Genomic DNA, 26545 nt, shown 5'->3' with positions numbered 1-26545 from the left:
ACCTCAGGGGCGCGATCGGGGTGCTGCCCCCACCATGCCCACGGATGGCCCGCCGGGGCCGCCGATTGGCCTGGGCGGGCCACCGCGGCGGGAAGTCTCCCTGCCCACAGCAACGGCACCGAGGAGGACCCATGTTCAGCCACATCAAGGACCTGCAGTTCGAGGCGAAGCCGGACGGCCCGGACGCGGCGTTCGCCCGCCGGTTGCAGGAGATCCTGGGCGGCAAGTGGGGCGAGATGACCGTCGCCAACCAGTACCTCTACCAGGGCTGGAACTGTCGACTGCCCGGCAAGTACAAGGACCTGCTCCTGGACGTCGGCACCGAGGAGATGGGCCACGTCGAAATGATCGCCACCATGATCACCCGCCTGCTGGAGAACGCCCCCCTGTCCCTGCAGGAAGCCGCCGACGACAACCCCATGGTCGCCGCCGTCTACGGCGGCTCCAACCCCGCGCACTTCATCCACGGCGGCGGCGGCGCCCTGCCCACCGACAGCAACGGCGTGCCCTGGAACGCCGCGTTCATCACCGCCAGCGGCAACCTCATGGCCGACTTCCACCTCAACGCCACCGCCGAAGCACAAGGCCGCCTCCAGGTCGCCCGACTGTTCAACATGACCGACGACCCCGGCGTCAAACAGATGCTGCGCTTCCTGCTGGCCCGCGACACCATGCACCAGAACATGTGGCTCGCCGCCATCGAACAACTCAAACAGGACGGCCTGGAAGACATGCCGGTGCCCGACGCCTTCACCGACTCCAAGGAGTTCACCAAGGAGTTCAGCTACACCTACCTCGACTTCTCCCCCGGCCAGGACGCCGCCGAAGGCCGCTGGGCCTCCGGCCCCACCCCCGACGGCAAGGGCGAATTCACCTACGACCACAGCCCCCGCGCCCACGCCCCCGAACCCGTACTCGCACCCGGCGACCCCCGCCTGTACGGCACCAACCCGGGCATGGCGCGGGGCGTCGCCAACAAGGTCAAGAGCAAGCTCACCTGATCCCACCTCGCCGGGCCGCCCGGTACGCCGGGCGGCCCGGCACGCAGCTTGTCGTCCTGTAGTTCTCGGCAAGGGAGTAGTCCATGTCCTCCGTCGCCACGCCACGTCTCGTCCCCCTGTCGCGGACCCGCCGCAAGCTGGCCGTCTTCACCGCGCTGACCGTCGTCGCGCTCGCCGCCGGGCTGCCGGGCTGGACTGTCGCCGCCCTGGCACTGACCAGCCTGATGATCCCCGTCGCCGTAGCCCTCGCCGGAGGACAAGTTCTCGTGCGCGAACTGCTGCGTTTGAGGCTCACCGAAGCGGGACGGCACGTACCGACGACGCCCACCACAACGCGGGCCGAAGGGTGCCAGGTGTCTGGCGGGTCTCAAGCCGATCTTTAGTGACGGAGGTTCACAGCCGGTTGCCGCGTGATGCGTGTGAGGCGGGAAAGAGGTACCGTCGACGACGGGTCAAGACATGTGCCCGACCGGCCGTCCCGCCGCAACTGCCGTGGCGAAGGCGACAGAAATTCGAGTCCTGCCCGGAGAAAAACATGTCGCACACAATGCAGCGTTCTGGGCCTGAGGGCCACAACTTGCCATTCGGACGGCTCGTGCCAGCGGGCGAACCCATTCTGTGCGTCGCCGCGACGAGTGCGGGACCAATCACATTGATCCGCGCGTCCGGCGAGGTCGATATGAGCAGCGCCCACCTGCTCGTCGACATGGTCGCGCTGGTCGCGGCACGCCCCGCTCCGCAGCAGGTGGCGCTGGACATGTCCGAGGTCACCTTCTTCGGCGCGCACGGAATCAGCGCCCTGCTCCGGGCTCGGCACCTGGTCACGTGTGCCGGCGGCGTCCTCACGCTGCCCGCCGTATCGCCGACCGTCCGGTACATCCTCGGCGTGACGGGCGTCGGCGACCTCCTCGGCATCCAGGCTCCACCCATCCGACGAGAGGGCCTCGTCCCGCCGGTGGCGGCCGACGACACGGCCCCCAGGACGCCATGCCGACCGGTCCCCGGCCGCAGCGGTGACGGGCCGCCCCTTGCCCGCCATGCCTGAGATCGGCTCGCGTCACGGCTCGGAGGTCCCGCGGTCGGGCAGGTCCCGGCAAACCGATCACACGTGCTGCCCGAGTGCCCCTCCGTGCGGTGTGGATCGTAAAATGCTCTTCGGTAGCGCGTCTGCACAGACGTCGCGAACGAGCGTCAAGCAGCGGCGCTGGTCCTGACCCCACGTCGGGTCCTACAGCGGTCCGTTGCACGCGGGCCGCCCGCCCCGCGCTGTCCAGCTTCGTTCGAGGTCGACCGCGCCCGTTCCGCAAGGACGCCAGACGCATGCCACAGACACCCCTCGATCTCACCCAGGCCCTCATCGAGCTGGGTACGATCCGGTACGGCGAAGCGAGCCTCAACGCCGTCCTGGTCAGGATCACGGAGATCGCCAAACAGACGGTGCCCGGGTCCGAGGACGTGTCGGTGACCCTGATTCAGGGCTCCAGGTCGTACACCGCGGCGTACACCGGGGACCTGGCGTTGCGGCTCGACGAGTTGCAGTACGAGCAGGGCCGCGGCCCGTGCCTGGATGCCGCCAGCAGCGGCACCGTCATCATGGTCGAGGACATGGCCACGGAGCGCCGTTGGCCGACTTGGGCCGCGAGCGCACGCGCCACCGGGGCCGCGAGCTCTCTGTCGGTGGCTCTGCCCATCCAGGAGGCGGTGGTCGGCGCGCTGAACATCTATGGCCGGGCGCCGCGGGCCTTCACCGAGGTCGTCCAGTTGGCCCAGACCTTCGCCGGCCACGCGGCGGTCGCCGTGGCCAACGCACAGCGCTATGACAGCGCTGCCGCGCTGGCGGAGCAGATGCGCAACGCGATGCGCAGCCGTGCCGTCATCGAGCAGGCCAAGGGCATCATCATGGAACGCCGGCGGTGCAGCGCCGATGAGGCCTTCGCGGTGCTCGCCAAGATCTCCCAGGACTCCAACCAGAAGCTGCGTGATGTCGCCGAGACACTGGTGGAGCAGGCCACCCACAGGCGGCGGTCCTGAACGCTCGGGCGGCTAGGGCGCAGCCTCCGCCCACAGGACGGCGGAGGGTGCCGGCTGGGCCGGCGGGGCAGCACGAGCGGAAGCCCGGGTCACGCGGTCGATGGCGGCCAGCACCGCCGGCACGTCCAGCTCGGCGAGCGCCGTGTGCACCGCCGTGCCGTCGCCCGCCGGACGCGGCCCGACCCAGAGCGCCTCGTGACAGGGCCGGCCCGGCGGTGGGCCCCAGTGCGCGGGTGACACCGGGCCGAACAGCAGCACCGACGGGGTGGCGTACGCGGTGGCGAGGTGGCCGATGCCGGTGTCACCGCTGAGCACCAGACGAGCGTGGGCGACCAGGGTGGCCAGCTCGCCGAGACCGGTCTGCCCCGCCAGCACCGCGTCGTCGGGAAGCCCGGCCCGGCGCGCGACCTCCTCAGCAATGCCTCGCTCCCCCGGGTTGCCGGTGACCACCACCCGGTGCCCCCGCCCGGCCAGCGTCCGAGCGACCGCCGCGAAGCGCTCCGGTGGCCAGCGCCGCTGCGACGCCTTGGCGCCGGGATGCACGACGCTGACCCCGGCCGGCAGTCCACCGGCCACGGGCCGGGCCAGCGCCAGATCACCGCGGTCGGCGGGAATGCCGTACCAGGCGAGCATCCGGCACCAGCGGTCCACCTCGTGCTCGTCGGCGCGCCACGGTGGCCCGTCCTCGTGCCCGGCCTCGTGGTTGGCGAAGGCGAGCAGCCGGCGCGGCCCGACCCCGGCGAGCATGCGGTGCGACTGCGGCCCTCGGCCGTGCAGGTTGACCGCCAGCTCCGGCGGCGGGCCGGGCCACCTCAGGTGGCCCAGCCCGTCCGCCTCGACCAACCGGTCCACGCCGCCCACCAGGTCGATCAGCGGGCTCAGCCACCGGGGCGCGACCAGCGCCAGCTCCTCGTCGGGGTACGCGGCGCGTAGCGCGCGGAGGGCCGGCACCCCGGCGGCGAGATCGCCGACGCCGAGCGCCCGCAGCACCAGGATCACGGGTACGACGACTCCTGCTCGGCGCAGACCACCAGTTCGCGTACCGCACAGCCGGGCGGTTGCCCGAGCGCGAACAGGACCGCCTCGGCCGTGTCCGCCGGGTCGTTGAGCACGGCGTCCGGCCCGGGCTTGTACCTGTCGTCCCGGTCGTCGAAGAACGCGGTCCGCATGCCGCCGGGGATGAGCAGCGTGACGCCCACCGCGCCGGCCAGCTCGGCCGCGAGAGCCCGGGTGAAGCCGACCACGCCGAACTTCGCGGCGCAGTACGCGGTCGCGTCGCTGACCGCCTTGACACCCAGTGTGGACGCCACGGTGACCACCGTGCCGTGCGAGCGTTCCAGGTGCGGCACCGCCGCCCGGACCACCGCGGCCGTGCCGAGCAGGTTGATCGCGACGATCCGGTCCCAGGTCTCGCCCGGCACGTCGGTCAGTCGGCCCGGCACGTCCATGCCGGCGGCGGTCACCACGCCGTCCAGGCCACCGGCCTGCTCGGCGATGCGCCGGGTGGCGTCCTCGGCGGCCCGGGCGTCGGCCAGGTCGCACTCGACCCAGGGCACCTCGACGCCCGGAGGCCGGCGGTCCAGCACGTACGGCCGTCCGCCGGCCTTGGCCACCGCGGTCACCACGGCCGCGCCGAGGCCGCTGGATCCGCCGGTGACCAGGATGGTCCTGCCGTTCATGTCCCTGCTCATACCGCTCCCCTGACGAGGTGAAGGCCGCGCTGACGCGCGGCGGAGATGGTGGCGGTGGTCGACCGGCCGGCGAGGTACGGGACGGTGACGACCTTTCCGCCCCAGCGGTGGATCAGTTCCGCCTCGGGCAGCTCGGGGCTGCCGTCCCCGGCGTAGTCGCCGCCCTTGACCCAGACGTCCGGCCGCAGCCGTGCCAGCACCTGGTGCGGGGTCGGCTCGTCGAAGACCACCACCGCGTCGACGCAGTCGAGTGCGGCCAGGAGACGGGCGCGGTCCTCCTCCGGGTTGACCGGACGATCCGGTCCCTTGAGCCCCCGGACACCGCGGTCGGAGTTGAGGCACACCACCAGGCAGTCGCCGAGGCGGCGGGCCGCCTGGAGGGTGGCGACGTGCCCGGCGTGCAGGACATCGAAGCAGCCGCCGGTGGCGACGACGGTCCCGCCGTCGGCGCGTACCGTCGCCAGCACCTGTTCGGCGGTACGCGCCGCGGCCGGCCTCGGGTCGCGGTCCGGCGCGCGGTGCAACCCCGTGGCCCCGCCCGTCGCCACGTACTCCGACGCGGCGGCGACCGCCATGCCGACCGCCTCGGAGATCGCCGCGCCGTCGCCGAGCGCGAGGGCGGCGGAGGCGGCGAACCGGTCCCCGGCGCCGCACGTGTCCTCGACGCGGTCGAGGGGGGTTGGTGGCGGGACGACCAGTGGCGTGCTGCCGGAGTGGCAGAGCACCGCGCCGTCCGGTCCCATCGTCACCGCGACCGCTCCGACCCGCCAGCGGCGCCGCAACTCCTGCCCGGCCCGGGTGGCGGTGGAGAGCGCGGAACCGCCGCCCGCGTCGCCGGTGAGGTGCCGCAGCTCCGCCAGGTTCGGCGTGGTCAGCCGGACCCCCGGCACGGCGGCCGGGCCACGCGGGTGCGGGTCCCACACGATCGGCGCGGATGCTTCGGCGAGCGCCGCGCGCAGCACGGGTTGCCGTACCAGCCCCCGGCCGTAGTCGCTGACCAGGATGGCTCGGGCCTGGGACAGCAGCTCCAGCACGGCCTCCGGCGGTTCGTCCGGCGGCTGTGGCTCACCGCCCCGGTCCAGGCGGAGCAGGGTCTGTCCGCCGGCCATGAGCCGGACCTTCTCGCCGGTCGCGCCGGGCAGGCGCAGCGGATAGACGTCGACCCCGGCGGTGCTCAGCAGGTCGGCCAGGCGGGCGCCACCGGCGTCCCCCGCCAGCCCGGTGACCAACGCGACCTCGGTGCCGTGCGCGGCCGCGAGCAGGGCGGCCAGGCCGGCGCCACCGGGGCGGTCCACGGCCGAGCGTTCGTCGAGCACCGGCGCGGGGGCGTCCGGGCAGATCCGGTTGACCGTCCCGGTGACGTCCCGGTCCAGCAGGGTGTCGCCGACCACGACGAGCCGCCCGGTCACGACGCCGCCCAGCCGGTGCCGGTGAAACCCCGCCCGTTGTGCGGATGCCCGTTGTGCGGATTGCCGTTGTGCGGATGTCCGTTCGTCCGGTGGCCCACCGTCTCCGGTGCCGGCGACCCGACCTGGACCGGCGCGGCCGGATCGGTCCGCACCGGCGGCACGGGGACGGTCCGCAGCTGTCGGACCAACGGCAGCGCCTGGTCGACGAACTCGCAGAGCAGGTGCGTCGAGACCAGGTGCAGCTCCTGCACCACCTGACTGTCCGGGGACGGCACGGCGAGCACGTCGTCGCACAGATCGGCGAGGGGATTCGGGGCCGGGCCGGTGAAGGCCCAGCAGCGCAGGCCGGTCTGGCGGCCGGCGCGGGCGGCCGTGAGCAGGTTCCTGCTGCTGCCGCTGCTGGACATGAGCAGAAGGATGTCGTCGCGGCGGCCGTGGGCGCGGACCTGGCGGGCGAAGACCTCCTCGTAGCCGTAGTCGTTCCCGATCGCGGTCAACGCGGAGGTCTCCGCGTGCAGGGCGATGGCGGACAGCGGCTCCCGGTCGTCGCGGAGCTTTCCGACCAGTTCGGCGGTGAGATGCTGGGCCTCGGCGGCGCTGCCACCGTTGCCGGCCACCAGGATCCGCCCGCCCCGGGCGAGGGTCCAGGCCAGCTCGTCGCCCCAGACCGCGAGTCGTTCGGCCTCCCTGCGATAGGGCAGCAGCGCTGCGGCGAGCCCGGCGAGGTGCGCGTCGAGGGTGTCGTGGCGGGTCATCACGCCACCGCCCCGGCGGGACGGGTGAGCGTGGCCACCGCCGCGTAGACGCCGCCGAGCTGCTCGGCGCAGCGTTTCCAGGAGTACAGGCAACGAATCCGGTCCAGCGCCGCCGAGGCGTACGCGAAGCGGCGAACGTTGTCGGCGAGAAGCCGCCGGATCGCGGCGCCCAGCGCGCGGGGATCGCGCGGTGGCACCAGGTCACCGGTCAACCCGTCCACGATGGTGTCGGCGATCCCGCCGACGTTCGTGCCGATCACCGGCACCCCGCACGCCATCCCCTCCAGGGGGGTGAGCCCGAACGGCTCGTACCAGGGGGCGGCGACCAGCACGTCCGCCGAGCGGTACCAGGCGGCCATCTCCTCCCGGGGCACGCCGCCGACCAGCTTGACCCGGTCGGCGACCCCGCACGACTCGGCCAGCGCGGAGAGCCGACGGGCGAAGGTGTCGGCCGCGAGCAGATCGGCCGGCGGGCCGCCGACCACCACGCACTCGGCGTTCGGCACCGTGCGCAGCGCGCGGACCACCTCCAGGAAGCCCTTGCGCTCCACCATGCGGCCGACGGTGAGGATGCGTGCGCCAGCCGGGCCACGCGGCGCGACCGGGCCGTCCGGACGGAACACCTGCTGGTTGACGCCGGAGGGGACCAGCGTCATCCGGGATCGCGGCACTCCCATCCGCACCAGCTCCCGGACCTCGTCCGCGCACTGCACGATGACCTGGTCGACGGCCCGACCGAGCGCACGCTCGTAGCCGATCCGCCCCGGCGGGCTGGTGTCCATGCTGCCCTGGTGACGCCGTTTCACCGTGCCCAACGCGTGGTACGTGAGCACGCTCGGCACCCCGATGCGGCGCCCGGCGTGCACGGTGGCCAGCCCGCTCATCCAGAAGTGCGCGTGGGCGACCTCCGGAGTCCAGTCGCCGCGCCGCCAGGTGTCCGCCAGCCAGCTGCCGAACTCGCCCAGGTACGGCAGCAGCTCGTCCTTGGGCACCCGGGACGGCGGGCCGGCCGGCACGTGCCAGACCTGGTAGCCGTCGGGCGTGGACACCGCCTCGGGCAGGGCGGCGGAGTCGCGGCGGGTGTAGACCCGCACCTCGTGGCCCTCACCGACCAGCGCAGCCGCCAACTCCGCCACGTGGGTGTTCTGGCCGCCGGCGTCCTCCTCCCCGAGGACGGCCAGTGGACTGGCGTGTTCCGAAATCATCGCGACCCGCATGTCTCCTCCTCCAGCAGCCGGTCCCAGTCAGCGAGGAACCGGTCGAGCCCGTACCGTTGCTTCGTCATCTCGCGGGCCCGCGCTCCCAGCCGGTGTGCCGCGTCGCGGTCACCGGCGAGCCAGCGGGCCGCCTCGACCAGCGTGTCGACCCTGGTGGACAGCACCCCCGCGTCCGGCGGGACGGCGTCGACGGCCTCGGTGGTCGCGAGGGCGATCACCGGCATCCCGATGGCCATCGCCTCGATCAGGCTCAGCCCGAGCGACGTCCACCGGCACAGGTGCAGATACGCCCGTCGCCGGGCGAGCTCGGCATGCATGCGGTCCTGCGGCAGGTCCTCGTGGCCGGTCACCGGGCCGCCCCGGTCACCGGCGGCGGCCAGCGCGTCGGGCAGGCCCGCCACGCCCATGCCGTAGACGTCCAGTGGAGCCACCGCGGCGAACCGCGGCATCAGGTCGGTGCCGGTGACCCGCCAGCGCCGTACCGGCTCGTTGGTCACCACCGCGAGCCGGTCCAGGTCGCCGGTCCACTCCACGCTCGGTGCCACGATGCCGTGCTCGATGACGGCGGTGCGGGTGCCGCCGTTGTCCCAGAACAGCTCGTTGAAGTGGGTGACGTGGGTCAGCAGGAGTTCGTCGCGGTCGGCCATCGGGTGCCGGGTGTTCGGCACGTCGCCCTTGGGGGTGTTGTGCTCCACGTAGACCGCCGGCAGGTCGCGGCCGGGTCGGCGTCCGAGCCACCGCTCGGCCAGCTCCAGTTCCTCGGGCCGTTGCAGCACGACCAGGTCGACCTCGGTCCGCCCCAACTCGTCGGGGGTCACCTCGAGAGCGTTCGCCGGCCAGACGTACGTCCGCGCCCGGCCCAGCCCGTACGGGCCACGGTCGGGGGTGACCGGGACCAGGTACCGGTGTCTTCCGTGCACGAACGACGTCGTCCAGGAGCCGTGCACGTGCCACAGCAGTACGTTCATCTCTCTCCTCGATGGCGGCTGTCGGGGCGGAGCGTGGCGGGTCAGCAAGGCGGGCCAGGGGCGAGGACCCGTACGGCCGCGACCACCTCGGCGGGGTCGACGTTGGACAGGCAGGGGTGGCCGGCGAGCGGGCAGACAGCCGCCCGGGTGTCGCGGCAGGCCGCCCCGGCGTCGCCGAGGCGGACGGTCGGCACCCGGTACGGCGCCCACTGCCCGAACGGGACGGTCGGGGCGAACAGGCTGACCACCGGTACGCCGACCGCGGCGGCGAGGTGGGCCGGCCCGGTGTTGCCGACCACCACGCAGCGGGCGCCGGCCAGGATCCGGGCGAGCCCGGCCAGGTCGACCGCCCCGCCGAGGTCGGTGCCGCCGGCCGCGCTGACCCGGGCCGTGACTTCCCGCTCGTCCGCTCCGCCGGTGACGACGACACGGTGGCCGTCGGCGACCAGGGCGGCGACGATGTCGGCGCAGTGGTGGGCCGGGCAGGCCCGGGCGGGCACCGACGAGCCGGGGTGCACCACCACGTAGTCGCCGGTCGGCAGCACCGTCGTCGGGGCCACGGGGAGGTCGTCTCGCAGCCGCAGTGCCGGCTCGTCGCCCGGTGCGAGCGCGAATCCGGCTGCGGCGGCGAGGGAGATCGCGCGTTCCGGCTCGGGCACACCGACGGGCACCCGGTGCCGGACGTCCAGCAGGGAGCCCGGGTAGTCGTCGCTGATCGCGCTGATCCGGGGGACGCCGGCCATCCGCAACAGCAGCGCGAGGGGCAGCGGCGACTGGTGGTACGAGGTGAAGACGACCGCCTCGCCGGCGCCGACCTGGGCCAGTCGGCCGGTGAGCGCGCGGATGTCCGCCGGGTCGACCGGTCCGGGTGAGCGGTCGATCCAGGGCAGCGGCCACTCGATCAGCTCGTCGACACCGGGCAGCAGCTCGGCTGCGGCCCGGCCGCGTGGCCCGCAGAGGAGCACGACCCGCTGCGCGCCGGCTGCGACGGCCCGGATCCCCGGGCCGGTGACCAGCAGGTCCCCGATGGAGTCGCTGCGGACCACCAGGATGGTGCCGGATCGCCCGGTACGGGCTCCGGACGGACGGACGGCGCGCATCCGGCGCAGGATCTCGTCCACCGCTGCGGGGAGGTCGGGGGCCACCGTGGGCGCCGCGTCGATCTCCTCGGGGCGGGTGACCGGGGTGGGCACCAGGATGCCGGTGGCCCCGGCGGCGAGCGCCGCGGACATGTCCCGGCCGATGTCGCCGACCAGGACGCAGCGCCGCGCGGTGGTGCCGAGCGACCGGGCGGCGGCGTACACCAGGCCGGGGGCCGGCTTACGGCAGGCGCAGCGGTCGGTCTCGTCGTGCGGGCAGATCGCCCAGTCGTCGAAGGGACCGAGCAGTTCCTCGATTCGCGCGTGCACCGCGTGCATCTGCCGCTCGGTGAACAGGCCACGGGCCAGTCCGGACTGGTTGGTGACCACGGCGAGGCGGAGCCCGGCGGCGCGCAGCCGGTCGAGGGCCGGTCGGGCGCCCGGCACCGGCCGGACCTTCTCCGGGTCGCCGTTGTAGGGCACGTCCTCCACGAGCGTGCCGTCCCGGTCGAGCAGCACCGCGTCGTAGAGTGCGGGACCGAGCGGCGTCATGCCGCATCCGTCGCATCGTGCGGGCGCGGTGCGGGCCCGTCCGTCGTCACCGGCCGGCCTGCCGCGACCACCGCCCCGGCGGGCACGGCGCGCGTCCGCCACCATCCGCCCACCCAACGGGCCACCGCGAGCGGCGGGATGAGCGCGCTGGTCACGAGCATGGTGAGGACCTCGTCCCGGGTTCGGGGGCCCGGCACGACGCGGACCCGGGCGAACTCGGCGGTGCCGGTCGCCCAGCCCAGCGCCGCCACACCGGCCACCACGCCGACAGCGCGCCGCCGGCCCTGCGGAGGGCGCAGGGCGTGCAGCATCAGGCCGACCAGCGCGACCGCGCCGGCCGCGGTGACTGCGACGTGCCGCAACCGCCGGCCGGGGGGCAGGTCGAGCTGCCTGCGCCAGGTACGGCCGTACAGCCGGCGCAGCAGCGCGTCGTCGGCGTTCCCCCGCTGGGTGCGCAGGCTGACCCAGCGGCTCTCCGGGCGTACCGGATGGGTCACCCGGCGCTCGCCCCGGACCAGGTCCCAGCCGGCGAGCCGGACCCGGTGGGCCAGCTCGGCGTCCTCGCGGTAGGCGCGGGGGAAGCGTTCGTCGAAGCCCCCGACGGCGGCCAGCGCCGCCCGCCGGTAGGCCATGTCGGCGGTGATCCACCGCCCCTCGGCGAGGCCGGCGGTGCCGCGTTCCCAGTCGGTCGGGCGGCGGCCCGCCGGCAGCGGCACCACCACCACGCCCTGCACGCCCCCCACCCGGTCGGCCACGGCGAGGTCGTCGCGCAGCCGCCGGGCCCAGTCCGGGGCCGGCACCACGTCGTCGTCGAGGAAGGCCACCCACCGGCCGCAGGACTCCAACCAGCCCAGGTTGCGGGCCGCTGCCGGGCCGGCGCCGCGACCGTGCAGCACCTTCGTGTACGCCGCCGGGGCGCCCGGCACCGCCAGCTCGCCGGTGTCGTCGCGGCGGTCGTCGATCAGCAGCAGCTCGACCTCCGGCAGCTCGGCGAGCTGGCCGGCGAGGGCGTCCAGCAGGATGGCGAGGCTGGGCCGGCCGAGCGTGGGCACGACGATGCTGATCATCGGTTGCCAGCCAGCGCGCGCCGGTGCACCGCGAACGGTCCCAGGGCTAGCAGGTCGACCGGCGCGGAGCCGAACAGCTCCATCGCCTCGCGGGGCGTGTCCACCATGGGACGGCCGGCGGTGTTCAGCGAGGTGTTCACCACCACCGGCAGCCCGGTGAGCCGCTCGAACCCGGCCAGCAGCTCGGCCACCAGTGGCTCGGTCTCGGGGTGGACGGTCTGCACCCGGGCCGTGCCGTCGACGTGGGTGACGGCCGGAATCCGATCGCGCCACTCCGGCTTCACCCGGTGCACGAAGAGCATGTAGGGGCTGGGGTACGCCCCCTCGAAGATGTCCGCGAAACGGTCCGCGTGAACCATCGGGGCGATCGGCCGGAACTGCTCCCGGCCCTTGACGTCGTTCATCCGGGTGGTGGTCGCCGGGTCACCGGGGTGAGCGAGCAACGACCGGTGGCCCAGTGCCCGAGGGCCGTACTCGCTGCGTCCCTGATACCAGGCGACGATCCCGTTGTCGGCGAGCACCCGGGCGGCCTCGGCGGCGATCGAATCCGGCCGGGTGTACGGCAGCGCCGCCCGGCGCAGCTCGGCCTCCAACTCCTCGTCCGACCAACCCCGACCGAGGTCCACCCCGGCCATGGGCGTCGACCGGTCGCCCAGCTCGCCGGCCACGTGCAGGGCCGCGCCCAGCGCGGTGCCCGCGTCGCCGGCCGCCGGCTGGACCCAGACGTCCCGGTACGGCCCCTCGGCGGCGATCCGCGCGTTGGCCACGCAGTTCAGCGCCACCCCGCCCGCCATCGCCAGGGTGGTGGGGCCGCCCGCGGCCTCGTACAGCCAGCGGGACAGGTCGAGGATGATCTCCTCCAGCCTGGCCTGCACGCTGGCGGCCAGGTCGGCGTGGTCGTCGCCCATCTCCCCGTCGACGGTCCGCGCCTTGGCGAGGCTGGCCCAGTCGATCGTCTCGATGCGGAAGCCGCCGTCATCGGTGACCCGGACCATCTCACGGAGTGTGCCGAGGTGCCGTGGCCGGCCGTAGGACGCCAGTGCCATCACCTTGTACTCGTCGCTGGAGTGCAGGAAACCGAGGTGGCGGGTCAGGTCCTCGTAGAGCAGGCCGAGCGAGTGCGGGAGCTGCTGTGAGTACAGCGAGGACAACCGTCCGTCGCGGTAGACGCCGGCCAGGTGGCTGGCCACCTCGCCGCGCCCGTCAAGCACCAGCACTGCGGTGTCGTCGCCGGCCGTCGGGGCAGCCAACCCGGCGGACGCGGCGTGTGCCACGTGGTGCGGCACGAACCGCACCTTTCCCGGGTCCAGCCCGGGCAGTGCGGCGGCGAGGAACTGCGGGGCCCGCCGCGCGTAGTCGACGCGCAACCAGTCCCACGGGTCGTTGAGTCCCAGCTCGGCCATGTCGCCGCAGAGTCCGGGGTCGAAGGAGTACGCGACCGCGTCGAGGCTGTCGACGTCCACCCCGGTGCTGGCCAGACACCAGGCGGCGGACAACTCGGGCAGCTCCCAGGCGGAGAAGGGAACGGGTCGCTTGCCGTGCTTGCGGCGGCTGAACCGCTCCTCTTCGGCGGCGGCGACCACCCGACCGTCGACCACCAGGGCAGCTGCGGGATCGTGGAAGATCGCATTGATGCCAAGAACGCGCATGGGCAGACCCCTACCCCCTCGGATCCGCCCCAACCTGTAGATCATCGACTTCTTCGCGGGGGTGCGTCCGGTGTGGAGATTGCGGCCCCCGACGGCGCCCTGATCACGGCTCAAACCTGGGCGAACAGTTCGCGTGGCCCCGCCACCTCGCCTACATTCGACATGATGGATGCCTTGCCGACGGCGCGGCCCGGTACCGCTGTGCGGATCCTGGCCACCACCGACCTGGGCGCGGCGTTCGTGCCACTGCGGACGAGCTACGGCACCGCGGGCACCTGCGCTGGCCTGGCGGAGCTGCTGGAGTGGGAGCGGGAGTCGCAACCGACCTTGTGGCTGGACGCGGGTGATCTTGCCGTCGGGCCGGTGCAACCGCTGCTCGGGCGCCGGCCATGGCAGGAGCTGGCGCAGTTGCCTGTCGACGCGGCCGCCGCGGGCAACCACGAATTCGACGAGGGCGTGCCGGCGCTGCGGGTGGCTGCCGGGCTGTTGCCCTATCCGCTGCTGTGCGCGAACGTCGACGTCGGCCTACCAGCGTCCACGATCATCGACACCTCCGGCGGTCCCGTCGGTGTGGTCGGCGTGACCCACCCGTTCACGCACCGGTTCGCCATCGCCCCGCCGCCGCTCGACGGCTGGCCACAACGAGTTGCCGAGCTATGCGTCGACCTGCGCGCCGACGGCGCTCGCTGGGTGGTCGTCCTGCTGCACGACGGTGTGGACTGGTGGCCGCAGCCGGGCAGCACCGCCACGGGCGCCCGGAGCGACCGGCTGGCCGAGCTCACCAGGCCCTGGATCAGCAGCGTCGATCTCGTCCTGGGCGGGCACACCCCCGGCTCCTGGGTGGGCACACTCGGTGGTGTCCCGTTCGGGCATCCGCACATCTTCGCGGCGTCCGTCCTCGTGGCCGACCTGCCGTCCGGCGCCGGCCGCGCCCGGATCCGTGGCGTTCACCCGGTGCCCGGCCGACGACCGCCGCGACGCGATCCGGCCGTCGACGCCCTCGATGCGGCGGCCGCGAACGTTCTCGGGCAGAGCCGACACGACTGGTTGGGCCGTACCGGCGCGACGCACTACCTTCCCCGCCTCATCGCTCGCGCGCTGCACGAGAGCACCGGGGCGGACGCCGGGCTGGTCCTCGCCAGCGAGCACACCAACCAGGGCGCGGTGGACGGCGCGGTGGCCGCGCTGCCCGCCGGGCCGGTCACCGAACTGGACCTCATGCGCCTGTTCGGGCAGGCGGACGACCGCCCAGCGGTGATCCACCTACGGCCGGGCGAGTACCGCACGCTCCTGCGAGCCGTGACCGCCGTGGCCGACCCGGCCAATTCCGCCGGCGATCATGTCTGGTGGAACTGGGGCCGGATGCCGCCCGGCATCAGCACCGGCGCCGCCGAGCCCACCACGGTCGCGGTGGCACCGTTTCTCGTGCCTCGTCTCGCCGAACTGCTCGACCGCCCCCTGGACAGCGAGTTGGCGAGCGTCGGGGCTCGCCAGGCACTGCTCGCCGTCCTGCCGTGAGTCGGAAGCCAGCGGGTCGGCACAGGTTTATCCGGCAATCATCGGGTAACGGCAGAAGGTGACCGCTGCCGATCAAATGCCCAATCCCAGCCCGCAGGAGCAGCCCTACCCCGGCGAGACCGCCGGCATGGACCCGCGGCCCCGCGACGAGATGGCCGAATACACCGGCCGCGACCTGCTCCGAGGCAGGCGAGCCCTGGTGACCGGTGGTGACTCGGGCATCGGGCGTGCCGTCGCGGTCGCCTTCGCCAAGGAAGGCGCGGACGTCGCCGTGGCCTACCTCAGCGAGGACGACGACGCCCGACGGACCGCCGAACTGGTCGAGGCGACGGGACAGCGGTGCGTGCTGCTCCCGGGCGACCTGGCCGACCCCCGGCACTGCGCGGAGGTGGTCACCCGTGCGGTGCGAGAACTCGGCGGTCTGGATCTCCTGGTGAACAACGTCGCCTACCAACAGAACGCCAACTCGCTCACCGAAATCTCCGAAGAGCAGTGGCAGCGGACCTTCGCCGTGAACATCCACAGCTACTACCGGGTGACCAAGGCGGCCCTCGACCACCTACCGGAGAATTCGGCGATCATCAACACGGCCTCGATCAACGGCCTCAAGGGCAACGGCCATCTGATCGACTACTCGGCCACCAAGGGCGCGATCATCGCCCTTACCTACTCCCTCGCCCAATCCCTGATCAAGAAGCGAATCCGCGTCAACTGTGTCGCCCCCGGACCGGTCTGGACGCCCCTGATCCCGGCCACGTTCCCCGCGGACAAGGTGCAGGAGTTCGGCCAGCAGGTGCCGATGGGACGCGCCGCGCAACCGGACGAGATCGCGCCCTCGTACGTGTTCTTCGCCAGCGACCAACTGTCGTCCTACTACACGGGCGAAGTGCTCGCCCCGATCGGCGGCATCATCCTTCCCGGCTGACGACCGGCGGAACCCCGCTTCTCCGAGCCCGATCGGTGAGATGGTGACGGACAGCAGCGGCACGGACCGGTCAAGGAGAACGGCATGCGGATCGGATACAAGCTGTCCACCGAGGGATTCGGCCCGAAGGAGATCATCCGGCAGGCGGTCCGCGCCGAGCAGGTGGGCTTCGACTTCGTGGAGATGAGCGACCACTACCACCCGTGGCTGGATGTCCAGGGTCACTCGTCGTTCACCTGGACGGTGTTCGGGGCGATCGCCGCGCAGACCGACCGGATCGGCCTGGCCACCGGGGTGACCTGCCCGACGGTGCGCTACCACCCGGCGATCATCGCGCAGGCGGCTGCCACTCTGGCGATCATCTCCGACGGCCGGTTCACCCTCGGCGTGGGCGCCGGCGAACGGCTCAACGAGCACGTCGTCGGCCAGGGCTTCCCCAGCGCGCGCGGGCGGCACGAGCGGCTGCGGGAGGCGTTGGAGATCATCCGGTTGCTGTGGTCCGGCGGCTACCAGTCCTACGAGGGCAAACACCTCCAGTTGGAGGACGCGCGGGTGTTCGACCTGCCGGAGCAGGCGCCCGTCATCGCCGTCGCGGCCAGCGGCCCCGCGTCGGTGGCGATCGCCGCTGAGCTCGGTGACGGGCTGTTCGCCACCGAGCCCGAACCCGACCTCGTGCAGGCCTACCAGCGCGGCGGCGGGACCGGGCCGCGCTACGCCGAGGTGCCGGTGGCGTGGGCGGCCGACGAGCAGCAGGCGGTGCAGGCGGCCTGGGAGACCAGCCGGTGGGCGGTCACCGGTTGGAAGGTGATGAGTGAGCTGCCCAACCCGGTCAACTTCGACGCCGCGTCCGGCACGGTCACCGAGGACGACATCCGGCAGCAGTTCGCGGTCGGCCCCGACCCCGAGACCCACGTCCAGGCCGTGCGCAAGTTCGTGGACGCGGGCTTCGACCACCTCGTGCTGCAGAACGCCGGCCCTGACCCCGACGGTTTCCTCGACTTCTTCCGCGACACTCTGGCCGACCGCCTCCGCGCGCTCAGCTGATGGTCGCCAGCAGGTCGCGGCAGGCCTGCTCGCAGGCCCGGCACACGTCGGCGCAGATCCGGCAGTGTTCGTGCATCTGTGCGTGCCTGGCGCACTCGTCACCGCAGGACCTGCAGGCGGTGGCGCAGGCCTCCAGCAGGGTGCGGGTGATGTTGGCGTCATAGCCGGTGTGCCGGGACAGCACCCGGGCGGTGGTGGTGCAGATGTCGGCGCAGTCCAGGTCGGTACGCACACACTTGGTCAACTCGGCGACGCTGTCCTCGCTCAGGCAGGCGTCCGCGCAGGCCGTGCACGCCTGCGCGCAGCCGTTGAGCGTGTCGATGGTCGCGGCCAGCTTCGCCCGGTCGAGGTTGATCGACTTCGGATAGGTCTCCAGCATCGACATGGTGATCGTCATGGTCATCTCCTTGATCGGCTTGCGGTCCACCTGCGCTACCCGCCTGTGTCCTGGCCATGCCCGAGGCTGCCGAGGAGCCTGTGCGGGCCGGCATGGCCGGCCCCGTCAGTCGGCGACGACAAGTGCCTGCGGGGCGGCCTGCTTCATCCGGCTACGCAGCCACTTGAGCTGGATCGCCGTCTCCCCCTCGCAGCCCTGCACCGTCGCGAGCAGGTCCTTGTCCCGGACCCCGTAGGCGGCCTGTCCGACGACGGTCCAGGCGATGTCGCACTCGGCCGCCATCAGGTACAGGTCCTGGAGGTCACGCAGGAGACCAAGGCCGCCGGTGCGGGTGCCGGTGAACAGCTGCGAGTGCAGCCGGTCGGGTTCGGCCGGGGCGTCCTCGGAGTAGCGGGCGGCGAACGGGCGCAGCTGTTCGGCGTGCGCGTCGCAGCGCTGGGCCTGCTGCTGGCAGAGGTGCTGGACGTCGGGCTCGTCGGCGTGGGCCTCGGCGACCTGCCGGAACGCGTCGGCGAGGTTGACCTGTGCGCGGTGCAGCAGACCGAGGTAGTGGGCGAGGTGCACGACTCACTCCTTCCCGCTGGTGGCCTGGGCGGCCGGTCCGCCGACGGTCGCCGGCACGTCGGCGTCCGGGGGCGGCTCGCTGCCGCCGACCGTCGGCGCCGGCGAGGGTACGCCCCGCCCGTCGGCGAGTTTCGCCACCGCGACGGCGGCCACCTTGAAGATGGGCTGCTTGGAGACGGCGTCCCAGGCGGTGATGGTCAGCTCGTTGGCCGCGCGCGGTGTGCGCTCGGCCGGGTCCTGGTCGAAGTAGCCGTAGTGGAACGGCAGGAACACCACGCCGGGGCGGATGCCGCAGAGCCGGGCGCGCGCCTGGATCGCGCCGCGAGCGGAGGAGACGCCGACCAGGTCACCCTCGACGATGCCGAGCCGGTCGGCGTCGGCCGGGTTGAGCTCCACCCACACCTCCGGGGCGGCCTGGTTGAGCTGCGGGGCTCGGCCGGTCTTGGTACGGGTGTGGAACTGGTAGACGGTACGCCCGGTGGTGAGCAGCATCGGGTGTTCCTCGTCGGGCACCTCGGGTGAGGGCTGGTAGTCGACGACGTGCAGGAACGCCCGTCCGTTCGGCTCCTTGGCGCGGTACTCGGGTTCGGTGAACTCGGCGCCCGTGGCGAGATCCTGGCCGTACGTCTCGCAGTAGTCGGGGTCGGTGTTGAACCGGCCGTCGGTGTAGAGCCGCTCGGTGCCGTCAGGGTGGTCGTCGTTGCAGGGCCACTGGATGCCGGAGCCGCCGCGCAGCCGCTCGTAGGTGATGCCGCTGTAGTCGCAGGGACGCCCCCGGGAACACTCCTTCCACGCCTCGAACACCTCCTCCGGCCCGGTCCACCGGATCAGTGGCGCGCCGTCGCGGTCGCGGAAGTCCATCCGTCGCGCGTAATCGAGGAAGATGTCCAGGTCGGCGCGGGCCTCGCCGGGCGGGTCGACGGCCTTCTCCGAGATGTGCACGGTGCGGTCGACGCTGGTGAAGGTGCCGGTCTTCTCACCCCAGGTCGCGGCGGGCAGCACCACGTCGGCCAGCTCGGCGGTCTCGGTCAGGAACAGATCCTGCACCACCACGAACAGCTCCGGCTGCTTGAGGATCCGCCGGATGCGCGACAGGTCGGGAAGGGATACCGCCGGGTTGGTGGCGGAGATCCAGAGCAGTTTGATCGAGCCCTGCTCCGCGTACCGGAAGATCTGCATGGCGTGCGTCGGCGGCGCCCAGTGCGGGATGGTGTCGACCTCGACGTTCCACAGCCGTGCCAGCTCCGCGATGTGCTGCTCGTTGTCCCAGTTCCGGAGGCCGGGCAGGTCGCCGTCGGCGCCGGTTTCCCGGGTGTTCTGTGCCGTGGGCTGGCCGTTCATCTGGTAGATCCCCGCGCCCGGGCGACCGATCATGCCCCGGACCAGGTGCACGTTGTTGACGGCGCAGGAGGCGGCGGTGGCCTGGTTGGACTGGTAGAAGCCCTGGAGAACCGTCGACAGCAGCCGCTGGCAGGTGCCGAGCAACTCGGCGGCCCGCTCCACGTCGGCGGCCCGAACGTCGCAGATGTCGGCCACCCGACTGGGTGGATAACCGTCGACCGTCCGGCACAGCTCCTCGAACCCGAGTGTGTGCGCGTCGACGTAGTCGGGGTCGTACCAACCCCGCTGGATGATCTCGCGGAGCAGCCCGTTCATCAGCGCCATGTTCGTGCCGTTGCGGACGGCGAGGTGCAGGTCGGCCTCCCGCGCGACCGGCGTGGCCCGCGGGTCGACCGCGAGCATCGCCGGCGGGTTCGGCCCACGCCGCCGGTCCAGCATCCGCATCCAGAGCACCGTCTGGGTCTCGGCGACGTTGTGGCCCCACAGCGCGATCGCGTCGCAGTGGTCGACGTCGGTGTACGAGCCGGGCTGCCCGTCGGTGCCGAAGCTGGCCTTCAGCGCCGCCGCGGCCGTGGCGGTGCACAACCGGGTGTTGCCGTCCATGTGCGGTGTGCCCAGACCGGCCTTTCCGATCACGCCGAGGGTGTAGTACTCCTCCAGGAACAGCTGCCCGGTGGTGTAGAAGCCGAAGTGACCCCAGCCGCCCGGCCCGTCCAGCAGCTCCTTCGAGCGGGCGACGACCCGGCCCATCGCCGTGTCCCAGTCCGTCTCCACCAGGCGGTCACCGTCGCGGACCAGCGGGCGGGTCAGCCGGTCCGAGCTGTGGTTGGCCTGCCAGCCGTACAGGTCCTTCGGGTCGAGCCGTCCCCGGTTGATCCGGTCGACCGCGCGGCCACGCACTCCGACGATCCTGCCGCCAGCGACCGCGATGTCCATCGCGTCTCCGTTGGAGTGCAGGATCGACGCCGACTGGGCCCACCGATCGACGTCCGCCTCGGTGCGGTCACCGTCGAGGAACCGGTCCACCCGGACCGGCCACTCCTGCCCCGGCCCGTACGGGGTCCGCTCACCCCACGGATCAGCAATCCGGTCAACCATTCCGCGCTCCCCTCGTCGACTCTTCGAACGCCGCCCACACCGGCATGGGCCGGCCCGACACCCGCCCGTACAGCCAGTCCACCACGGTGACCAGCACCACGGCGCCGGCAGCGATGAGCAACTGCGTCGGGGTGCGGAGCAGGCCCAGACTCACGATCAGCGTCGTCGCGCCCGCCGGGGGATGCGACGCCTTCAGCAGCACCAGCACCGCCGCGGTCACCGCCAGCGACCCGGCCGCCGCGACGATCCGCAGCCCGTCGACTCCCTCCTGAAGCACCGAGGGCTCGTCGGACAGTCCGCAGACGACGAGGAACACGTACCCGGCCAGCAGTGCCACCCCATGCCCGATGAGGGTGTTGCGCGGCGACGACTGGGGCGCGCCCGGCTTCTCCACGTGCAGCATCACCGCCGGCCCGAGACTGGGAAACAACCACGGCTGATGGGTGAGGACCGCGACCACGCCGGCAACGCCGACCGTCAGCGCAGTGCCCACGAAAGCGTGCACCGACTGCCGCGGCTGCCTCATCAGACTCCCCTCCGCCCCTGATCGTCACACTTCTCCCGTCCTGGTCCGCGCAAACACCCAACAGTCATGGCACTTCGCTGCGGGACCACCCAACGGTGGGCTCGAACGGCCCGTCCGGTCCCCGGACGCCGCCGTCACTGCGGGTCGTCGAAGCCCTCCGTGGCTCGCTCCCGGCGCAGGTGCGCCAGTGCCCGACGGCCCAGGTCGGTGTCCTCGCGGCCGAGCGCCTGGTACATCGCCTCGACCTTCTCGTACGGCTGTGCCGGCGGGAGCAGCGGAATCGCCGGATCCACCATCGCCTCGATGAGCGTGGGCCGGTCCGCCGACAGGGCGCGGTCCCAGGCCGCGTCGACCTCGGCGGGTGTGGTGACGCGAACTCCGTGCAGGCCCAGCAGCTCGGCCCAACGCGCGTACGGGGCGTCGGGCAGGCGCTGGGACTCGACGAAGCGGGGATCGCCCTCCATCTCCCGCTGCTCCCAGCTGACCTCGGCCAGATCCCGGTTGTGCAGCACCAGCACCACGAACCGCGGGTCGGCCCAGTCCCGCCACCGGTGCGCGACGGTCAGCAGCTCGGCCAGTCCGTTCATCTGCATCGCCCCGTCACCGGCGAGCGCCACCACCGGGCGGTCCGGGGTGGCGAGTTTCGCGGCCAGCCCGTACGGCAGCGCCGAGCCCATCGAGGCCAGGGTGCTGGACAGGTGCGCGTCAACGCCGACGGGCAACCGCAGGTGCCGCGCGTACCAGTAGGTCACCGACCCGACGTCCACCGACACCTGCGCGTCGGTGGGCAGCCGGTCGGTGAGGGCGTGCAGCACGTACTGCGGGTTGAGCGGGTCGGCGTCGGCAGTGGCCCGCTGCTGGGCGATGTCCCGCCAGCGGGTCACCTCGCCCTCGATGCGCTGCCGCCAGCTCCGGTCAGGTCTGGGCGTGAGCAACGGCAGCAGGGCACGGATGGTCGTGGCGGCGTCACCGAGCAGCGGCACCTCCACCGGGTACCGCATGCCGATGCGTCGCCCGTCGATGTCGATCTGCACCGCCCGTGCCTGACCGGGAGCGGGGTAGAACTCCGACCAGGGGTCGTTGCTCCCGACGATGATCAGGGTGTCGCACTCCCCCATCAGTACGCTGCTGGCGGTGCTGCCCAGATGCCCCATCACGCCGGTGTGGAACGGCAGGGCCTCGTCCAGCACCGGCTTGCCCAGCAGCGACGCGGCCACCCCCGCGCCGAGCGCCTCAGCCAGCTCATTCACCTCGGTGGCGGCGGCGCGGGCGCCCTGTCCCACCAGAATCGCCACCCGTTGGCCGGCGTCCAGCAGGTCGGCTGCGGCACGAAGGTCGTCGGCGCGGGGGCGCAGCTCGGGCACCGGCATCCCAGGGCTGGTCACCATGATCCCGTGCTGACGCGCGCCCAGATCGGGGGCGGGCGCGGTCTGCACGTCGTGCGGCAGGATCACGCAGGTCGGGCTACGGGTCGCCAGGGCGGAGCGGATCGCCCGGTCGAGCAGCATCGGCAGCTGCTCGGCCGTGTACGCGGTCTGCACGAACTGGGAGCAGACGTCGCCGTAGAGCCGGACGAGGTCGATCTCCTGCTGGTAGCCGCTGCCCAGCACCGAGGTCACCTGCTGGCCGACGATCGCGAGCACCGGCTGGGAGTCCAGCCGCGCGTCATAGAGGCCGTTGAGCAGGTGCACCGCACCTGGACCCTGGGTGGACAGGCACACCCCCAGTCCGCCGGTGTACTTCGCGTGCCCACAGGCCATGAACGCCGCCGTCTCCTCGTGCCGGGCCTGCACGAACTCCGGCCGGCCAGCGCGGCGCAGCGCGCCCATGACCCCGTCGATGCCGTCGCCGGAGTATCCGAAGACCCGGTCCACACCCCAGTCCCCCAGTCGGGCGACCACCAGGTCCGACACTGTCGCGTTCGCCATCGCCGCCTCCTCGTTTCGAACCGCTCTCCAGCATGTGCCGGTACCCCCGGCGGCTGCGGCGAACCGGAGGGACAGCACCGTTCGGGTTTCGGTGGTGGCCCGCCCGCTCTCCCGTGCGCGCGCCCCGGAACGATGACGGAGCCTCCGGCGGCCTGGACGTGACAATTCGTCACGAGTTTGGTCGGCCGCACCGTCGGGCACGTGAGGTGGCAACGCATCCGGAGGAGGTATGTGATGCCCGCGAGCAAGGACATGCCGGCGACGCTGAAGCGGTCGCCCAAGAAGGCGCAGGACACCTACGTCAAGGCGCACGACTCGGCGGTCGAGGAGTACGGCGAGGGCGAGCGCGCTCACCGGACCGCCTTCGCCGCCGTCAAACACGCGTTCGAGAAGGTCGGCGATCACTGGGAGGCCAAGTCTCGCAAGGGTCCCAGCGACAGGCAGGCCGCGCGCGGCCGAGGGTCCAAGGCAGGACGAACGGCCGGTGGCGTCGATGCCAACGCCAGCAAGGAGCACCTGATGAACGTCGCCCGGAAGCTGGAGATCCGAGGCCGGTCCCGAATGACCAAGCCCCAGCTCGTCGAGGCGATCCAGAAGGCCAACAGGCGGAGCACCAGCGCCGCCAGCCGCGCGTGACACAGGAAATCCGCCAGATCGGTGACGCGTAAGGCCGGCCTCTCAGGGTAGAGACGATCTCGGGTCAAGACAGGTGCCCTCCAATGCCCGCCCCTGCCGCGGATCGCAACACGGCGACGGGCCCGTTCTACGGAGCGCGGAGGCGCCATCTTGACCGACGGAATATCTCGCACCCACGGGAGTCACCGGCCTACTGCCGTCGGAGACGGCGACCGGCTTCGCGACCCGATCATGTCTCTGGCCTTGACCAGCGACGGCTCGACCAAGCTGATCACCGTCTCGGGTGAGATCGACATGAGCAACGCGCACCTGCTCACCGAGCTGATGGAGTTCGTCTGCCGCCCACCTTCGCCGGTGATCGCGGTGGACCTGTCCGCGGTGAGGTTCTTCGGCGCACATGGCGTAAGCGCGCTGCTTCAGGCCCAGGACATCGCCGCTGAAGCGGAAGCCGCGATCGTCCTGCGCGACCCCGCACCGTGCGTCACCTACATCCTCGCCACGACCGGCGCCCTGGAGAGCTTCACGCTCACCAGGGGCCCAGGCTCGTCGAGCGGGCGGAGACCAGCCCAGGCCCGTGACGGCACTCCCCGCCCAAGCTGCCGCGAGAGCCGGTCGGTCGGTGCGGCCTGAGCGTCACCCCAACCACGATGCGGCGCCACAGGTGTCCGTCAGCGCGGAGGGGTAGCACCCGGCAGGGTCGATCCGAGGGTGGAGCGCGGAACACTCGTCGTCCACCGAGCCACGCTGGACACCGACGTTCGGCCCGCGACGAGCCGCCGATGCCGTGGCCCGCAGGGGTCACGGGTTGGCACCGGCGGGCCGGCGTGGTGGGGATGCGGACGGCACGTCGCCGGCGGGCGACACGCTCGTCCATTCCGACAGGAGGCCGCCGTGTTCAGACACGACCGATATCTGCAGTTCCAAGCCAGGCCCGAGAAGCCGGACGCCCTGTTCGCGGCGAAGCTCCAGGAGGTGCTGGGCGGGCAGTTCGGCGAGATGACCGTGATGATGCAGTACCTCTGGCAGGGCTGGACCTGCCGTGTGCCCGGCAAGTACAAAGACATGATCATGGACATCGGGACCGAGGAGATCGGTCACGTCGAGATGCTCACGACCATGCTGGCCCGGCTCCTGGAGGGCGCCCCCGCCGAGACGACGGAGAAGGCGGTCGCCGCCAACCCGGTGCTGGCCGCGGTCATCGGTGGCATGAACCCGCAGCACGCCATCGTCGGCGGAGGCGGCCCGTTGCCCCGGGACAGCCAGGGCGTCCCGTGGAACGCCGGCTACATCGTCGCCAGCGGCAATCTCCTGGCGGACTTCCGCTCCAACGTCGCCGCGGAAGCGCAGAGCCGGCTCCAGACCAGCCGGGTCATGAACATGACCGACGACCCCGGTGTGAAGGAGATGCTGCGGTTCAACCTGGCCCGTGACACCTACCACCAGCAGCAGTGGCTCCTGGGCATCGAGCAGCTCATCGCCGACGGCTACTCCGACCACGGGATCGAGAACTCGAACTTCGACGAGGAGAACAAGGACCACAACCACACCTTCTGGAGCTTCGGCACCGACAGTCAGGCCGGCGAGGGCCGCTGGGCGCAGGGGCCGAGCCTCATCGGCGGACCCGACCTGACCTACCTGGCACAGGCGACGCCGCTCACCGATGACACGGCCCTGCCCCCGCCGCCCGACCCCAAGCTGTACGCCACCTACGACGGCTCCCGCGGTCCGGGCAAGACCGGTGACGCCGCCGGAGCGCACGCCCAGGGAGTCACCAACGTGGTCAAGAAGGTGAAGGACGCCCTGGACTGACGCGGGCGTACGGGCCGGTCCCGGTCTCCGTGGGCGGGAGGCCGGGGCGGGGCGGCCTCGGCGGCCGTGACAACGCGGTCGGGCGACGCGTCCGGACCGGCGGTCGGTCGACCCTGCGGGGTTTGTCCCCCTGAGGACCGGGAAATCGCGGCGACCTCTGGCCATGACAGGAGCGGACGCACGATGACGCAACGTCCAACGGTCGCCACCGCCGCCCGACCCGGCACGGACGTGCTGACCCTCGGCGTGGAGGAGGAGTACCTGCTCCTGGATCCGGAGACGGGCGTGAACATGCCGGTGGCCGACCAGGTCCTGACCGCCCTGCACGGCGGCGCCCGCGAACAGAGCCGCCAGGAGTTCCGGCACAGCATGATCGAGATGGTCACGCCCGTCTGCACCGAGCTCGACCAGCTCCGGGACCAGCTCGTGGAGCTACGGGCAGCCGCGGCGCGGGCCGCGGCGAACGCGGGCGCCCGCCTGATGGCGGTCGGTGCGACCCCCGTCGCGGAACCACACCGCTCGGTACCGGACAAACCGCGCTACCACGCCATGTCGCACCGCTACGGACCCGTCGCCCACGACCCGGCCGTCTGCGGCTGCCACATCCACGTCGGCATCCCCGACCGGGAACTGGCCGTGCAGGTCTGCAACCACCTCCGGGTGTGGCTGCCGGTCATCCAGGCCATCACCGTCAACTCACCCCTGCACGACGGGGGCGACACCGGCCACGCCAGCTGGCGCTCCATGCAGCTCGAACGCTGGCCCAGCATCGGCCCCACCCCGCACTTCGCCTCCACCGCCGACTACGAGGAGACCGTCGCCGCGCTGGTCACGGCCGGAGTGATGCTCGACGAGGCGATGGTCTACTGGTACGCCCGCCCGTCCGCCGCCTACCCCACCGTGGAGATCCGCGTCGGCGACGTGTGCGCCACCGTCGACGACACGGTGCTGGTCGCCGGGCTGGTCCGCGCGCTGGTCGCGACCCTGATCGAGGACATCCAGGCCGGCGTCGCCGCGCCTCGCGTCCGAGGCTGCCTGGTGTCCGCCGCGCACTGGCGGGCAGCGCACGACGGGCTCGACGGCACTCTCATCGACCTGCGCGCCGGCGGAGCCCGCCCGGCCTGGGAACTCGTCGACGACCTCTTCGCCACCGTCGCGCCGGCGCTCCTGCGGCACGGCAACCTCGGCTACGTGCTGGCGCAGTTGGCCCGGCTACGCCGAGACGGGACGGGCGCCCGACGACAGCGCCGAACGCTGGAGCGCACCGGTGACGTCCACGCCGTACTGGATCTGCTGGCGGCGCAGACCACCGCCCAGTGACGGCCTCCTGCGCGCCGCGC

25 protein-coding genes are annotated in these 26545 nt (G+C 72.4%); 11 read left to right on the top strand and 14 right to left on the bottom strand.

The window, feature by feature from the left end; translation table 11 throughout:
* The first annotated feature begins 131 nt into the window (after positions 1-131).
* The 4 genes from EAD89_RS05930 to EAD89_RS05915 all read left to right on the top strand — a co-directional run bounded on the left by EAD89_RS05930 (position 132) and on the right by EAD89_RS05915 (position 3032).
* On the top strand, positions 132-1001 hold the full coding sequence (locus tag EAD89_RS05930) for a manganese catalase family protein (RefSeq protein WP_121675009.1): 870 nt from the start codon (positions 132-134) through the stop codon (positions 999-1001).
* An 83-nt stretch (positions 1002-1084) separates the two neighbouring features.
* Entirely contained in the window at positions 1085-1384 is a 300-nt protein-coding gene (locus EAD89_RS05925) for a hypothetical protein (protein ID WP_121656081.1), read from the top strand.
* A gap of 152 nt (positions 1385-1536) precedes the next feature.
* Positions 1537-2046 carry an anti-sigma factor antagonist gene (locus tag EAD89_RS05920; protein WP_121675008.1) on the top strand — a complete coding sequence of 170 codons (510 nt, stop codon included), beginning with the start codon at positions 1537-1539 and terminating at the stop codon, positions 2044-2046.
* A 275-nt stretch (positions 2047-2321) separates the two neighbouring features.
* Positions 2322-3032: a GAF and ANTAR domain-containing protein gene (locus EAD89_RS05915; RefSeq protein ID WP_121675007.1), complete on the top strand. Its 711-nt coding sequence runs from the start codon at positions 2322-2324 to the stop codon at positions 3030-3032.
* A 12-nt stretch (positions 3033-3044) separates the two neighbouring features.
* On the opposite strand, the gene EAD89_RS05910 is transcribed toward EAD89_RS05915, so the two are convergent.
* From EAD89_RS05910 to EAD89_RS05870, 9 genes are read right to left on the bottom strand one after another with little or no spacing between them, the layout of a single operon-like run.
* Positions 3045-4031, bottom strand: coding sequence for a glycosyltransferase family 9 protein (locus tag EAD89_RS05910; protein WP_121675006.1), 987 nt, complete (start codon positions 4029-4031; stop codon positions 3045-3047).
* Positions 4028-4711, bottom strand: a complete 684-nt coding sequence (locus EAD89_RS05905) for an SDR family oxidoreductase (RefSeq protein ID WP_121656077.1) — start codon at positions 4709-4711, stop codon at positions 4028-4030. The genes EAD89_RS05910 and EAD89_RS05905 overlap by 4 nt, the downstream gene beginning before the upstream one ends.
* An 8-nt stretch (positions 4712-4719) precedes the next feature.
* On the bottom strand, positions 4720-6132 hold the full coding sequence (locus EAD89_RS05900; protein WP_121675005.1) for a PfkB family carbohydrate kinase: 1413 nt from the start codon (positions 6130-6132) through the stop codon (positions 4720-4722).
* A complete protein-coding gene (locus EAD89_RS05895) occupies positions 6129-6887 on the bottom strand; it encodes an SIS domain-containing protein (protein ID WP_121675004.1) in 759 nt (252 codons plus the stop codon). Before EAD89_RS05895 ends, EAD89_RS05900 begins: the two co-directional genes overlap by 4 nt.
* Positions 6887-8104 carry a glycosyltransferase gene (locus EAD89_RS05890; RefSeq protein ID WP_121675003.1) on the bottom strand — a complete coding sequence of 406 codons (1218 nt, stop codon included), beginning with the start codon at positions 8102-8104 and terminating at the stop codon, positions 6887-6889. The genes EAD89_RS05895 and EAD89_RS05890 overlap by 1 nt, the downstream gene beginning before the upstream one ends.
* Entirely contained in the window at positions 8089-9072 is a 984-nt protein-coding gene (locus tag EAD89_RS05885) for a glycosyltransferase (RefSeq protein ID WP_121675002.1), read from the bottom strand. Before EAD89_RS05885 ends, EAD89_RS05890 begins: the two co-directional genes overlap by 16 nt.
* Before the next feature lie 41 nt (positions 9073-9113).
* Positions 9114-10703 (bottom strand): HAD-IIIA family hydrolase, encoded by a 1590-nt coding sequence (locus tag EAD89_RS05880; protein WP_121675034.1) that lies wholly within the window; start codon positions 10701-10703, stop codon positions 9114-9116.
* Positions 10700-11770 (bottom strand): glycosyltransferase family 2 protein, encoded by a 1071-nt coding sequence (locus EAD89_RS05875; protein WP_121675001.1) that lies wholly within the window; start codon positions 11768-11770, stop codon positions 10700-10702. The genes EAD89_RS05880 and EAD89_RS05875 overlap by 4 nt, the downstream gene beginning before the upstream one ends.
* A complete protein-coding gene (locus tag EAD89_RS05870) occupies positions 11767-13419 on the bottom strand; it encodes a carbamoyltransferase C-terminal domain-containing protein (protein ID WP_121675000.1) in 1653 nt (550 codons plus the stop codon). The genes EAD89_RS05875 and EAD89_RS05870 overlap by 4 nt, the downstream gene beginning before the upstream one ends.
* 165 nt (positions 13420-13584) lie before the next feature.
* Between EAD89_RS05870 and EAD89_RS05865 the strand changes: the two genes are divergently transcribed.
* The 3 genes from EAD89_RS05865 (at position 13585) to EAD89_RS05855 (ending at position 16906) form a co-directional block, all read left to right on the top strand.
* Positions 13585-14937, top strand: a complete 1353-nt coding sequence (locus EAD89_RS05865) for a metallophosphoesterase (RefSeq protein ID WP_158610715.1) — start codon at positions 13585-13587, stop codon at positions 14935-14937.
* 76 nt (positions 14938-15013) lie between these two features.
* The gene (locus tag EAD89_RS05860; protein ID WP_199733419.1) at positions 15014-15862 is read left to right on the top strand and encodes an SDR family oxidoreductase; all 849 of its coding nucleotides are present in this window, start codon (positions 15014-15016) and stop codon (positions 15860-15862) included.
* Positions 15863-15946: 84 nt separating this feature from the next.
* A complete protein-coding gene (locus tag EAD89_RS05855; RefSeq protein ID WP_121674998.1) occupies positions 15947-16906 on the top strand; it encodes a TIGR03557 family F420-dependent LLM class oxidoreductase in 960 nt (319 codons plus the stop codon).
* Here the strand turns inward: EAD89_RS05855 and EAD89_RS05850 are convergent.
* From EAD89_RS05850 to EAD89_RS05830, 5 genes are all read right to left on the bottom strand, one after another.
* Positions 16899-17303: a four-helix bundle copper-binding protein gene (locus EAD89_RS05850; protein WP_121655314.1), complete on the bottom strand. Its 405-nt coding sequence runs from the start codon at positions 17301-17303 to the stop codon at positions 16899-16901. The genes EAD89_RS05855 and EAD89_RS05850 overlap by 8 nt on opposite strands.
* Positions 17304-17408: 105 nt before the next feature.
* Positions 17409-17867 (bottom strand): hypothetical protein, encoded by a 459-nt coding sequence (locus tag EAD89_RS05845; protein ID WP_121655304.1) that lies wholly within the window; start codon positions 17865-17867, stop codon positions 17409-17411.
* 3 nt (positions 17868-17870) lie between these two features.
* Positions 17871-20306 carry a molybdopterin oxidoreductase family protein gene (locus EAD89_RS05840; protein ID WP_121674997.1) on the bottom strand — a complete coding sequence of 812 codons (2436 nt, stop codon included), beginning with the start codon at positions 20304-20306 and terminating at the stop codon, positions 17871-17873.
* Complete coding sequence (locus tag EAD89_RS05835) at positions 20299-20832, bottom strand: HPP family protein (RefSeq protein ID WP_121674996.1); 534 nt, start codon at positions 20830-20832, stop codon at positions 20299-20301. The genes EAD89_RS05840 and EAD89_RS05835 overlap by 8 nt, the downstream gene beginning before the upstream one ends.
* A 134-nt stretch (positions 20833-20966) precedes the next feature.
* Positions 20967-22760: a thiamine pyrophosphate-requiring protein gene (locus EAD89_RS05830; RefSeq protein WP_121674995.1), complete on the bottom strand. Its 1794-nt coding sequence runs from the start codon at positions 22758-22760 to the stop codon at positions 20967-20969.
* Positions 22761-22994: 234 nt separating this feature from the next.
* Here EAD89_RS05830 and EAD89_RS05825 point away from each other — a divergent pair, with 234 nt between their 5' ends.
* From EAD89_RS05825 to EAD89_RS05810, 4 genes are all read left to right on the top strand, one after another.
* On the top strand, positions 22995-23396 hold the full coding sequence (locus EAD89_RS05825; RefSeq protein ID WP_121655300.1) for a ChaB family protein: 402 nt from the start codon (positions 22995-22997) through the stop codon (positions 23394-23396).
* A 243-nt stretch (positions 23397-23639) separates the two neighbouring features.
* Entirely contained in the window at positions 23640-24026 is a 387-nt protein-coding gene (locus EAD89_RS05820; RefSeq protein WP_158609819.1) for an STAS domain-containing protein, read from the top strand.
* 261 nt (positions 24027-24287) lie between these two features.
* The gene (locus EAD89_RS05815) at positions 24288-25205 is read left to right on the top strand and encodes a manganese catalase family protein (RefSeq protein WP_121674994.1); all 918 of its coding nucleotides are present in this window, start codon (positions 24288-24290) and stop codon (positions 25203-25205) included.
* A 183-nt stretch (positions 25206-25388) separates the two neighbouring features.
* Entirely contained in the window at positions 25389-26525 is a 1137-nt protein-coding gene (locus tag EAD89_RS05810; RefSeq protein ID WP_121655297.1) for a glutamate--cysteine ligase, read from the top strand.
* Positions 26526-26545: the final 20 nt, after the last annotated feature.

It is taken from the genome of Micromonospora sp. BL4 (assembly GCF_003667505.1).
In the GTDB taxonomy this organism is placed as follows: domain Bacteria; phylum Actinomycetota; class Actinomycetes; order Mycobacteriales; family Micromonosporaceae; genus Micromonospora.
The sequence above is the reverse complement of the archived record's forward strand: the minus strand, read 5'-3'. Positions and strand labels throughout refer to the sequence as shown.